This window comes from Paenibacillus sp. MBLB1832, assembly GCF_032271945.1.
Classification (GTDB): domain Bacteria; phylum Bacillota; class Bacilli; order Paenibacillales; family NBRC-103111; genus Paenibacillus_E; species Paenibacillus_E roseopurpureus.
This window is the reverse complement of record NZ_CP130319.1, coordinates 2,748,025-2,760,832: the sequence shown is the minus strand read 5'-3', so window position 1 is coordinate 2,760,832 and position 12,808 is coordinate 2,748,025. Positions and strand designations below refer to the sequence as shown.

At 44.3% G+C, this 12,808-nt stretch carries 10 protein-coding genes; 2 read left to right on the top strand and 8 right to left on the bottom strand.

Annotation, left to right across the window (positions count from 1 at the left end):
* Positions 1 to 34: 34 nt before the first annotated feature.
* From MJB10_RS12190 to MJB10_RS12175, 4 genes are all read right to left on the bottom strand, one after another.
* Complete coding sequence (locus MJB10_RS12190; RefSeq protein WP_314805197.1) at positions 35 to 1,768, bottom strand: sensor histidine kinase; 1,734 nt, start codon at positions 1,766 to 1,768, stop codon at positions 35 to 37.
* A gap of 4 nt (positions 1,769 to 1,772) precedes the next feature.
* Complete coding sequence (locus MJB10_RS12185; protein WP_314805195.1) at positions 1,773 to 3,362, bottom strand: response regulator; 1,590 nt, start codon at positions 3,360 to 3,362, stop codon at positions 1,773 to 1,775.
* A 492-nt stretch (positions 3,363 to 3,854) separates the two neighbouring features.
* On the bottom strand, positions 3,855 to 4,904 hold the full coding sequence (locus tag MJB10_RS12180; RefSeq protein ID WP_314805193.1) for a sulfite oxidase: 1,050 nt from the start codon (positions 4,902 to 4,904) through the stop codon (positions 3,855 to 3,857).
* A gap of 339 nt (positions 4,905 to 5,243) precedes the next feature.
* A complete protein-coding gene (locus MJB10_RS12175) occupies positions 5,244 to 6,059 on the bottom strand; it encodes an SDR family oxidoreductase (RefSeq protein WP_314805191.1) in 816 nt (271 codons plus the stop codon).
* 225 nt (positions 6,060 to 6,284) lie between these two features.
* Between MJB10_RS12175 and MJB10_RS12170 the strand changes: the two genes are divergently transcribed.
* Positions 6,285 to 7,064: an alpha/beta fold hydrolase gene (locus MJB10_RS12170; RefSeq protein ID WP_314805590.1), complete on the top strand. Its 780-nt coding sequence runs from the start codon at positions 6,285 to 6,287 to the stop codon at positions 7,062 to 7,064.
* Between the two features lie 164 nt (positions 7,065 to 7,228).
* Here the strand turns inward: MJB10_RS12170 and MJB10_RS12165 are convergent, their stop codons facing one another.
* The 4 genes from MJB10_RS12165 to MJB10_RS12150 are packed head-to-tail and all read right to left on the bottom strand — an operon-like array spanning position 7,229 to position 11,475.
* Positions 7,229 to 8,044 carry a carbohydrate ABC transporter permease gene (locus tag MJB10_RS12165; RefSeq protein WP_314805189.1) on the bottom strand — a complete coding sequence of 272 codons (816 nt, stop codon included), beginning with the start codon at positions 8,042 to 8,044 and terminating at the stop codon, positions 7,229 to 7,231.
* 22 nt (positions 8,045 to 8,066) lie between these two features.
* Positions 8,067 to 8,942, bottom strand: a complete 876-nt coding sequence (locus tag MJB10_RS12160) for a carbohydrate ABC transporter permease (protein ID WP_314805188.1) — start codon at positions 8,940 to 8,942, stop codon at positions 8,067 to 8,069.
* A gap of 1 nt (position 8,943) precedes the next feature.
* Positions 8,944 to 10,254, bottom strand: a complete 1,311-nt coding sequence (locus tag MJB10_RS12155; protein ID WP_314805187.1) for an ABC transporter substrate-binding protein — start codon at positions 10,252 to 10,254, stop codon at positions 8,944 to 8,946.
* A gap of 21 nt (positions 10,255 to 10,275) precedes the next feature.
* Positions 10,276 to 11,475, bottom strand: a complete 1,200-nt coding sequence (locus MJB10_RS12150) for an LLM class flavin-dependent oxidoreductase (RefSeq protein WP_314805186.1) — start codon at positions 11,473 to 11,475, stop codon at positions 10,276 to 10,278.
* Between the two features lie 297 nt (positions 11,476 to 11,772).
* Between MJB10_RS12150 and MJB10_RS12145 the strand changes: the two genes are divergently transcribed.
* Positions 11,773 to 12,648 carry a helix-turn-helix domain-containing protein gene (locus tag MJB10_RS12145; RefSeq protein WP_314805184.1) on the top strand — a complete coding sequence of 292 codons (876 nt, stop codon included), beginning with the start codon at positions 11,773 to 11,775 and terminating at the stop codon, positions 12,646 to 12,648.
* Positions 12,649 to 12,808: the final 160 nt, after the last annotated feature.

Genomic DNA, 12,808 nt, shown 5'->3' with positions numbered 1-12,808 from the left:
GGATAGCTGCTTAGCTCTCTAACATTACATATACTTAAATCACTCCTTGCTTTGGTATCGTAATGCGAACGGCTGTACCAATACCAGGACCGCTGCATATGGTGACACCATAGCCCTTGCCGAAATGCAACTTAATCCGCTCATCTACATTGCGAATACCGTATCCGCCCCCATTTACAGCCTGCGGCTTAAGCAACTCATCAGCCTTCTCCTGCTTCATTCCTACTCCGTCGTCGATTACGCTCAGTACAATCGTTCCCTTATGCTCCCGAGCGGTGATTCGTATGTTAATTGTATCCTCAAAGAGCGCATGTTTGGTGACATTCTCTACAAAGGGTTGCAAAATCAACTTTACCGTATAATAGGATAGAACACTCTCCTCCACATCATAGGTGACGCGCAATCGATCAACATATTTAACCGATTGAATATCCAAATAAGTGCGCACCTGAGCCAGTTCGTTCTCTAGTCGAATCATAGTCTTCCCGTCATTTAACGTTAGTCGATAAAATTTTGCAAGCCCTACGATCATCTTCACCAACTTGTCGGTATCGCCAAAGGTAGCCAAGCTTTTCATAGTGGACAAGGTATTATAAAGAAAATGCGGACTAATCTGGGACTGCAGCATCTCCAATTCGGTCTCCTTCTTGCGGATACCGCTTATGTACACTTCCTTAATCAGCCTCTCGATCTCGTCAGCCATCCTGTTAAAGGCCATAGCAATGCGAGCAAATTCGTCCTTCCCGGTGAAATACGCTCGTTTATGGAAATCACCCTCCTGAAAATGGGACAAGCTTGAGACGATTTTCTGTACCCTGCGGGAATAATGGCGCGACAACAGCCATACTGCAAATGCGATTAGGATAAAGCTGACGAAACAGATAATTAGGGTCACATTGCGAACTCTTTTCGCCTCTTTCATTAACGGATCTTTAGGTACTATCGCGATGAGCCGTAGACCCGTCTTATCCAGTTCTTCTTGAAAATATAAAAAGTGAGGGTCATCTTCCTGCCTGTAATCGGTTCCAATTCGGTCCTTCAGGTTACTGTAGATGACTCGGCCTTGTTCTCCTTTCACTACTAACAGCGTTGTCCCTTCGCTGACCGTAAAGGAATGAACAGAGCTAAAAAGCTTGTCCATTTTGGCGGTTATGCGAAGCAGTCCAATTGGTTCCGACGTATCAAAATAAATCATTTGCCGAACCAGCGACAAATTGCCAAATATATCGTCGTTGTCTACCTGCTCCCATACATTTTCAAATTTGTGTGACTGCTCTATCGATTTAAACCAATCTGCTTGATTAATGCGTGTCAAATAGTAAATGCTGAAACTTCTCCCGAATGCTACGGGATCTCCTAAGGTTTGGTAGATTTCATTAAACCTCTTGTTTCGAATATAAAGCGATACACTCATATTATTAATAGGCATTTGTACAACCGTCTGAAGCCTTGGAAACAGGTTATTAAAGGATAATTGGTGAATGGCATAGCCAGTCTCGCTCGTCTGTAAAATTTGCTGAAGATTCACGTCGTTAAACAGTTGTTCAGAAATACGACCCATGTCGGCAAATTGATTGGTAGCGTTTTCACGAATTTGTTCCAGCGATCTGCTAATGTTAACTTTGGCATAATCGGTTTTGGATTGAATTGAGCTGAAATATGCATAATATCCAATCGTCATGACCGCCAACAGTACCAAAAAAAGGTTAAGTATCATGAATTTGTAGGCAAATGGCAAGTAACGGATGTTCTCTTGGGGTTTGAGCATTCCCTTATACCTTCTGTTTCTTGCGGAATTCACTTGGTGTCAGTCCAACATAATCCTTAAATTGCCTGCTAAAATAGATAATATTCTTATATCCAACACGATGGGTAATCTCATAAATCTTTATGCTCGGATCCATCAGCATCCCACGTGCTGCTTCCATCCGTGTCCGTATTAGGAAATCACTAAATGTCTCACCCGTCTCTTCCTTGAAGAGAAACCCCAAATAATTCGGTGAGAATGCAAAGCGGTTTGCTACGTCCTTTAGCGTGATTTTGCCATTAAGATGCTCCAATACGTACTCCCTTACCTTATGAATAATAATTCGATCCTGACTCCGGCTCTTGATCATCATCTTCTCCGACAGCTCGAACAGTTTCCGCCGCAGCCAAGATTTAATATCTTCCGTTGTTTCTAGGCGATAGAGCTCGTCTAGCTTGCCAAATGGAAGCTCCCAAAGCTCGTGCTGTTCACCGCTTTTATTGTTATTCATGTCCTCAAGTCTTGTAAGTACATACATAACGAAATTATAAACGCTAAGCCGTGTTCCTAATGATTTTACCTGCCGGAACATGTCCTCCAAGCAATCGTCAATACCGACCAGGTTGTAGCTCTGCAAGCAGTCAAAAATCGCATCAAGCTTGCGGTTCACTTGACCGAGTTGCTGCTCAAAACCTAGCTCGCCTTGCGGATCGTACACGATGATTCGGCTTTTGCCTTCGAACATCTTTTGGTCTAATGCTTTCTTCGCCTGTTCGTAGGATACGATCCACTGCTTGGCGGTACTAGCCTCGTTTCCAAAACCTATCGTTATGGTAAAATGGGTCTCCACCCGCACCCTCTCTACCAACGATGCCAATCGACTCCACACTTCCGATTGCCTGCCTTTAAAAAGGCCCACATAACGATATGGAGAGGACCGGAACGCGATGCCGTTTGATGGCGTGAATAATAGGTTCTTTTGCATGAAATCGTGGAACTGCTCCAACCGTTGCTCTCGTTCGTCAACGTCCATAGCGGCTAATTTCCACTGTGCATCATCCAGTTCGATAACAACGACGATGACTTCTCCCTCATCTTTTAATTCCTTGTGCAGCTGCAAAAGATCGGCTCCTTCACCCTCCGGGAGCGTCCCCTCAAGCCATTGATGAAGCACTTCATGTTTTATAATTGGTAGTGCTTTCTCAACAATCTGTTTCTCTTGCTCTCCCAATCTCTCTTGCATTAGCTTTGCTGCCAAAGAACGAAGCATTTGGTGAAGTTCCAGATCGTCCACAGGCTTTAGCACGTAACCGAACGCTTGAATAATAATCGCCTGCTTAGCGTATTCGAATTCTTCATGACCGCTTACAAAGACGACGCTAAGCTTAGGTTGAATCTGCTTCGCTTTACGCGCTAGTTCCAAACCTGACATGATCGGCATTCGAATATCCGACACCAAAATATCGATTGATTCCTTCTCCAATATCTTCAGGGCGTTAAATGCACTGTTTGCAGTCCCGACCAACGTCATCCCCAAATCGTCCCAAGGCACTGTCCTCTGCAAGTAGTTTAAATCAATCATTTCATCATCTACTAATAGCACTCGGAAGGTCATTCAGTTCACTCCTTCATGAATCAATAAAAAAATATACATATTCAACATAAGTATATCTCTTTAACGGAAAAACGTGGTAAATAACTTAAGTATAGCCGTAACCAAAACCTAAAACAACGATACGAATTCAACGATACCGGTCACTGATTCAATGATAACGAAAGGATTGAGCAGCCTTCTTTGGTTGAAATTGAACTAATGTGCTTATGTTAGTTGAATGTTGGATGAATATTTAACGATGAGATAGAACACTTACTCACCACCTTAGTACATCACCTTATTAAGTTATCTATTTCAGTAAATAGCGACCTGCGTAACCAATTTTTGCCTGTCCACACTCTCTACATATTCAAGGAACCAAATCTTTATTTGGTCTCCAACTTTAACGGTATTAACTGCTGAGAGAACCCCATCTTTCCATACTTGCTGAGGTGCTGCCGCGAAGCAAGCCCCTCAACTATCGTTCTCCGTTCGATGAATCCCTTCTACTGTTCACTCTATATATACCTGAATTTGAGAAATTGAGTTGTTTTCATAGCCCATTACATTCCATTCCGCTTGAAGGGGCTGGATATTACCCTTGTCATCAGTCGCCTTTACCATAATAAGGTAGGTTCCAGGTACAGGTACATTCCAATCCCATCCCCACCTTCTCCAGCTGTACTTTTCCTCTGAATCAAGCCATGTCACTAAGTTCCATGTTCCTCCATGATCAAGACTAATCTCAACCATTTTAACAGATCCCTGACCTGACCATGCTGTACCTGTAATGAAATGCTTTCCTCGTCTCAAAACAGTTTGATCCGTGGGTTGGGATATAACGGAATTCACCTTCATTAGAGTAACTGGTCTGCGCTGAGAATCTTTCTTCGAACGGTATACTACATAATCAATATTTTGAAAGGGACCTTTAAAAACTTGATCTGTAGCCACTATACGGTAAAGCCATTTGACCGAAGCCATACCGTACCAATTCGGAACGATTAATCTTGCTGGGTGTCCATGTTTGTAGGAAATAGGTTTTCCGTTCATACAGAGAGCAATCAGTGTATCGGGATGCATAGCTTTTTCTACAGGAAGGCTTCGGGCAAATCGGAAAGTGCCTGGGAGGTCTATTCGTTCACCTGTATCCATTCCTTCAAATATGACTTCCCGAACATTAGGCATTATTCCAGCTACCTGTAAAAGAGTTCGAAGTGGCACTCCAGTCCAGAGCGCATGGCTGACAGCCCCCTGTTCCCATTGAACCCCTCTGGCTTTAGGTTGGAAATACGCTCTTTTGTTTCCTGAACATTCCATAGTAACTGGCAATATGATTTGAGGAAATTGACATAACGCTTGATAATTCAGGAGAATTGGCTTTTGAACAAGTCCCTCTATTTTAAGCGCCCAATCATTTAATGGCAATGCGGGATAAGGGAAATGATTGCGGATATAATACTTGTTTTCTGGTGTAACCCAGCTTGAAAGAGATAACATGGGAAATTCCTGATTCTCAGGAATAATAGAGCGGGGAATTCGCTTGGGGTCATACAGATTCATTTAAGGCTCCTTTCCTAAGCAAGGATTCCCTATTTTATGAAATTCTGGCTCCATCCATTCTTGGTTGGCCATAATTGTTTGATGGTCAAACTATCCAGCCAGTAGAAGGTAGTAAACGTGACTGACCTCATAGAAGTAACTACCCTCACTATTTTTGAGAATGTGAATACCAATAGAAATGCCATCAACGTTAGCTTTCAAACTTTGAACAACCTCGTAAACAGATTCAATATCCGCATGAACATTCTCCAGTTCGGATAAATTTTACATGATCTATGCCCCTCCAATTCTCATCAAAAGACCAGTATTCTGCAATCAGCGGGATCTTGGCTCATTACTTTACAACAGCGATTCGGCACCGTCAATGAACAATTCCGTACCGGTAATATGATTAGAAGCGTCTGAGGCAAGAAAAGCAACCAGATTGGCAACTTGCTCTGGTTGTCCTGGCGCGTGTTCCAATGGCTGGCTGCCCTCCGGGTACTTGATCGGAATTTTAATTTTATCGAGCTCCGGCGTTGGTTGCGTATTTTCTCCAATATTTGTCTTGATAGAACCCGGGCAGATCGCATTGACGCGAATTTTATATTGGGCCAATTCTAACGCAGCCATTTTTGCAAATGCAATTTGCGCTGCTTTTGATGCGCTGTAGGCCGTCATACCAAATCCAGAGAAGGTTCGACTTCCGTTAATCGAACTCGTGATAACGATGCTGCCACCCTTTTCTTTCATATGAGGAATTGCATGTTTCACGCAAAGAAACGTTCCTTTTAAATTAACGTTAAGCGTGCGATCCCAGTCCTCTGAATTCAAGTTTTCAATGGGTGCCAAAACCCCGTTAATGCCGGCATTCGCGAAAACAAAGTTTATCCTCCCCAATGTTTTGGCCGCTTGCTCAAACGCCTGTTCAACGCTGTTCGGATCAGAGATGTCGATGTCAACGGTGATTGCCTTGCCACCTGCTAATTCTATCTCTTTCTTCGTCTGCTCTAGTCGGTCGTCTTTTAAATCTACGAGGCATAAGTTCATTCCTTGCTGTGCCAGCAGTATGGCGGCAGCCCGTCCAATACCGGATCCTGCTCCGGTGATCAAAGCAACCTTGTCCTTTAAATCCGGCAGGACCATCAAAGATTTCTGTAATGTTTGCACGCTCATGCTTTTCACTCCTAACCTGTATGGGTGGTCCAAAGAAACCCTTCTTGGTTTTCCCATTTCGTCTAGAAACCATGTAAAAAATGGGACGGTTGTACTGAGCTTTAATAATGATTTCGTTGGACATGATTATTTGCTCCCGTCTCTATAGAAGATTAGGCATTCACCCTGCATAAGGCGAATATCTTAATGGGAAGTACATTTTTTAAAATTGAGGTGATACAACACTTGGGATACTTCGTAACTGTGGAACCAGGCGTAAAAGTATTTATAGAGGACATCAATCCGAAAGGAAATAAAACGATACTTTTTATACATGGATGGCCGTTAAATCATAATCAGTTCGAATATCAGTTCAATTTCCTTCCTAAGCTCGGATATAGGTGTATAGGAATGGACTGGAGAGGATACGGCAATTCGGATAAACCATTCGACGGCTACGGTTTCGACAGATTAGCAGATGATCTTCGAATGGTCATCGAAGCGTTACAGCTAAAAAACATAACACTTGCAGGACACTCTACAGGAGGCGCGATCTCGATTCGCTATATGGCTCGTTACCAAGGGTACGGGGTATCTAAACTCGTCCTGATCGACGCTGCCTCTCCATTAAGCGTTCCAAAAGAATTTACGAATAAAATCATCGAAGAAACAAACAATGACCGTCCGAAAATGCTGCAAGACCAAACGGGAATTTTTTTCTTTCAGTACAATTCCGTACCGAAATCCGAATGGTTCTTTCTAATGGGTTTACAAGCTGCGAATTGGTCGACTTCCGCCATTATGGTCACGCTAAGAGACGAAAATGTTTACAACGATCTTGGACAGATCGAAGTGCCCACATTAATTATTCATGGCATTCATGATAAAGTCGTTCCGTTTACCCAAGCTCAGGAAACAAATAAGCTGATTAAAAATTCGCAGTTAGTTCCGTTCCAATACAGTGGCCACTGCCCTTTTTTGGAGGAGCGCGATAGATTCAACCAACTATTATCTTCTTTTGCATGAGCGCCTCGGATCAAGCTCTTGTCAATAACAAAGGGATTGTGAGTCCTGGCGACGATATTCTAGCATGCAAATAGAGCCTGCCCGATCGCTTAGCGTGGGTAGGCTCTTTGCATATTTCGCATGTGGGATAGGACAAATATCATCAATCAGTACTTCGCCAACTATTACCCCTTTAAAGATCCTGCCATAACGCCCGCTACGAAATATCGCTGCAAGAACAGGAACATCACAACCATCGGCACTGCAGTAATGACAACACCCGTTAGCAGCATGGGGTAATCCGTCATATATTCGCCGCGGAACTGCAGCATGGCCAAAGGCAGTGTTAATTTGGATTTACTATTGATCAGCAGCATTGGAATTAATAAATCATTCCAAACCATAACGAATAAAAACGTGGCTGTTGCTGCTAAGGATGGCGCAGACAATGGCAAAGCAATGCGTGCGTATAGTTTCCACTCGCTGGCCCCATCTATACTACCCGCTTCCAAAATTTCTTTATTCAGCACCTGCATAAAGCCCTTTAGCATGAAAACCGTCAAAGGCATGAGCATCGCCACTGAGACTAGAACAAGTCCATATAAATCATCCGACCAGCCAAGCTTGTGTGTTAATGAATAAATTGGCAGCATGTTAACCTGGGAAGGCACGATAAGTCCTGCTAGGAATATGCCGAAGACTAATTTGGCAATCAGCCCTCCAAAGCGAAATATCGCGTAAGCGATCAAGCTCCCCAATGCAAGCTCAATAACCACGGTTCCTAGGGTTACTTCCACGCTGTTGAAGAAGTACTTCCCCATCGTTTGTCCCTTGAAAATACCCTCAAAATTGCCAAACGTGAACGGCTTTGGCCAGCCGAGCGGCGAGGCGAAGAAGCGTTGTGTCATTTTGAAGGAAGAGACGACTACAAAATATAAAGGCGCTGCGATCAATAAAGCGTACAGCCCTAAGATCAAGCGACCGAACCATTTCATCCCCATAGTGGTTAGTACCTCATTTAATTTAGTAGGAAACACGATCCGCCCGCAACGCTTTGAACTGCAGGATCGTTAATACGGATAATAAAATGAGAAACAAAACTGAACCCGCTGATGCCATGCCGAACGAATAGTTCGCAAAAGCTGTGTGATAGATATAGGTAGTCAAAATTTCTGTTGCGTAATTAGGTCCACCGTCTGTCATGGTAAAAATTAGATCAAACGCTTTAAAAGATTGAATCGTTGTATAAGCAATCACAATCGTCGCAGAAGGCGCGAGAAGCGGCCAAGTGACCTTACGAAATATTTGAAACCTATTACCTCCATCGATCCTCGCAGCTTCGTAAAGTTCCTCAGGGATAGCGTGCAGGCCTGCTACAAATACAATCATCATCTGCCCCGCATGCGCCCAAACTTGGACACCCGCAATGGCATACAGAGCAATTTTTACGCCGCCAATCCAATTTTGACCGTACGCACCTAATCCGATTTCCTTCAAAAGCGTATTAATAAGCCCTAGCGACGGGTCGTACATAAATGACCAGATCAACCCTACAGCCACGGAGGATAGAATCGTCGGAAAAAAATATAGCGCACGCAGGAATACGTTAATTTTCTTATTTTTAACGAGAAGAAGTGCCAATGCAAGCGATATGACCGTCTGTGCAATGACAACCGCAAGCATGAATTTCGTGTTATTCCATAACGCTTTTTGAAAAACGATATTATGCAAGGTTTTCGCGTAATTGTTTAGACCAACAAGCTGATAGGACGGCGAGATGCCGTCCCAATCAGTGAAGGAGTAAAACAATCCGTATAGTGTTGGTACCATGAACAATGCCAGATAAAGCAGCGTACCCGGCAGGAGAAACAACCATAAGACGGATCGATTGTGACTCATCTTATTTCACGAGGTGCTGATCGATAATCGCTTGCGCTTCTTTCGCTGCATCTTGAGGCGATTTACCGCTTAGCACGGCTTGAATGGAGTTGGTAACGGCTTTTTGATTGTCCGCATTGGTGATGCTGAAACGCGGTTGGAACAATGTTTTCTTGCTTGACCATTCCGTCGCCACTTGCAGCTCAGGCGTGGTATATTGCACATCTTTCACAGTCACGTTCTGCCCGGTTTCGTTGGCGTAGGTCCCTGCAATGTCCTTTTTGCTCAAAAACTCAATGAATTTCTTCGCTTCCGCAGGATGCTTAGACTTGCTGTTCACGGCTAACATAAATGTACTTGTATGTACACCTTCGAATTTCGCCTGGTCTGCAGCGACAGTGATTGGTGCTAATAACTTTTGTTCCAGGTTCGAATTTTGCTTTTTGTTTTGAGCCAATTGATAGGATCCACTAGCGAGAATGGCTGCTTTTTCTTGAATGAACAGCGCGCCGGCCGCTGCATCTTTCGTACCAAGGGCATCAGGCTGCAAATAGCCTTTGTCATTTAACTCTTTAAACTGCGTCAACGTTTTCACCCAGAACTCATCTGTTAGTTTCGCTTGACCTGCTTCTACTTTGGTGAAAATATCTGTGCTTGGTTCATTGTTCATGACCATCGTGTTCATGAATTGACCAGGACCGATATCCGCGCCTGCAAATGCGATCGGGATGATGCCATTCTTTTTCAATGTTTCACAAAGAGCCAAGAAGCCAGCCCAATCCTTCGGTGGTGTTAGATTATATTTTTGGAACAGTTTCACATTGTAAATGGGATCATTGTAAACAAGCTGGTACGGAACAGCTACCTGTTTGCCGTCTTTTTTACCCACTTGAATCAAGGTGTCGTTAAAATTACTTAGAAACTTTTCGCTGGATAGATCGGTGAAAATGCCCGCTTTCGCCAACGCCTCGAACTGTGCGCCTGGGAACGATGTGAACACATCGCCTACTGAACCGTCAGCAAGCTTCGCTTGGGCTGTCGATTGATATTGCTCGGATGGCATCGTCTGCATTTCCACTTTGATGTTAGGGTTCTCAGCTTGGAATTTCGTGATAATGCCATTCAATGAGTTCACGTCCTCCCCACGCCAGTGTAGGAAGGAGATTGTCACGGGCTTTGCGGACGTTGTTGCCGCCGCCGTGCTTGATGCTGTAGATACCGCTGAAGCCGCAGGACTAGCTCCTGTCGAGGAGGATGAACCGCAAGCCGTAAGAAAGGAAATGATAGAGAGTGAGGCAACAAGGAAACTGTATCTTAAACTGGATTTACGCATGAGTTAGACCCTCCTAAATAATTAAATGGTAGTGGTGGATTGTTCATCTTGTATGGCAAGTTTGTGCTGCCATTTCTCTCTGAAAAGAGGAAGAGCCCCCTGCCCGAAGGTTTCTGCTTCTTCTAAATGGGGATACCCCGATAAAATGAAGGATGAAATGCCCAGCTCGGCATATTCAACCAAACGATCGGCAACTTGATCAGCCGTACCGACAATGAGAATGGCGCCGCCCGAGCGAACGAGTGATAACCCTGTCCACAAGTTAGGACCAACGACAAACTGTTGGTTCTTCGACTGCTCGCGAAGATCGTTTTGACGCTGTTGATTCGTTGCATCTGTTTTGGCAAAAGCCTGCTGTGCTTGCTCGATTGCTTCTGGAGATACCTTGGAGATGCACTCCCAAGCCGCCGCCCAGGCATCTTCCTCGGTGTCGCGCACTAAAACTTGTGCGCGAAGCCCGTACCGAAGGGGCCGGTCTATCCCCGTTTCTTCGCGGTACGCTGTCCGTACCGTTTCGATTTCAACCATTTGCTGACGAATCCAATCGTGCGGTTCGCCCCACATGAGGTAGGTATCCGCAACTTCCACAGCCAAGCGCTTGGCAACAGGGGAACTTCCCCCTAGATAGAAGGGCGGATGCGGTTTCTGCACCGTTAGCGGCGAACTGACAGGACGATTAAACTGATAGTATTTTCCTTGATACAGCTTCTGCTCTTTGGCGGTTCCTGTTTTTGTGGTGTCCACAAACTCAGAAGCAGAGAGAATATCGGTTTCTGTCCAAGCCTGCTGCATAACTTCTACATATTCTCTAGCTCTTGCATATCGCTCATCATGCGCATGCGCTAGCGGGTCACCTAGTTCTTCCAAATCCTGTACGGAGCTGCCGGTCACCACGTTAATCATTGCACGACCACCTGATAGAACATCCAAAGCCGCCCCCATTCGAGCTGCTAACACGGGAGCTACGAGGCCTGGTCGCACCGCAACCAGTGGACGTAAGGTTGTTGTGTGACTCATGATGGCCGATCCAACGACCCACGCATCCAAACATGCTCCGCCTGTAGGAATAAGGACAAATTCAAAACCCGATTTCTCTGCGGTTTGTGCAACTTGGATTAAGTAATCTAATGTTGCTTCTCTCTCTGGGGCAACCCCTACATACTTGCCATCACCCGAGGTTGGTAGAAACCAACCAAATTCAACTTCTTTATGTTGTGTCATCTCAGGCTCTCCTGTCGACTAGATAGTATTGTGCAATCTGCTGTGAATGTTAGTTATTCTCATATCTACATGCAATGCGCGCTCATTGCCTTCACCAGTTATCTGGTAGAAATGGACTATATCCTACAAAAAAGGTAGGAATAGAATGTATTAGTATCATATCAGCGGTTGCCCTCTAGGGTCAATGTCATTTCGTGTTTATTTTCATTTGTCATTTTGTGGGTTATCAGCTAAAGGAATGATTGTCATCCTCTACTTTTCCCGTTACTATGAGAAGAAAAGGGATGTGAAAATGAGTTGTTTCCTTTAAAGAAAGATATGCGGGAAGACTATCATGAATTCTTAGAAATTCATTTTTTTACTCCCTCTGACTTTGAAAAGACAGGGAACGTCTGGCCAATTCGACTCGGAACGAATATCGCCAAGAGCAATTATCATATCGGTCCGCGGACCACGCCTTACTATTATTTGATATTCGTGCTAGAAGGAGCGGGTACTTTTACGCAAAATCATGTGACGTATCACTTAGGCAAAAATGATATGTTTTGTCTCCTGCCAGGCGTAACGCATGAATATTTCACTGAAGAAGATCACCTGCTTCAAAAGATTTTCGTTGCTTTTGACGGCAAACAAGCCCTCCATCTCCTAGAGCGTATTGGACTTAGCCCTCAATCGCCTTATCGAAAAGGCGGACTTACAGATGAAACGAATAAACTGATGTGGGAGTTCATGAATCTTGTGAGAGATGAGCGTCAAGCGAGTGATTTGTCGCGGTTAGCACAGTTTTATCAGATTTTCGATAAACTCTCTATTGCTTATCACTCCCTTTCTACGCAGGAGAACCGTTCCCTTTCCTGGCTGCAGCAAGGTCTTGACTATATTCAAATCCACTATGCAGAAGGAATTACGGTTGAGCGAGTTTCGGCCTATGTCGGGGTGGAACGAACGCATTTCACGAAGCAGTTCAAGAAGGTGTATGGGGTGCCGCCGATGCAGTACATGCAAGATTTGAAAATGAATGAAGCGAAGCATCTCTTAGTCCAAACAGACTACACGCTGACAGAGATAGCGAACTCCGTTGGTTATCCTGATTTATTTAGTTTTTCAAAAGCGTTTAAGAAACACCTTGGTGTGCCTCCAACACAGTACCGGCGTGACCAAGCCATGACATAACCATATACCAGATAACGTCACGCCACTTTGCTAGTGTTGACTTCGTATGCGAAACTCTTTAGTTGCAGTTTTTACACCAATATGTCCTGTCTCCATTTTCTGAATAATGTCAAACTTCTCCGAAGCCGTATATTTCCTTTGGTACATAAAAATGCTCCCC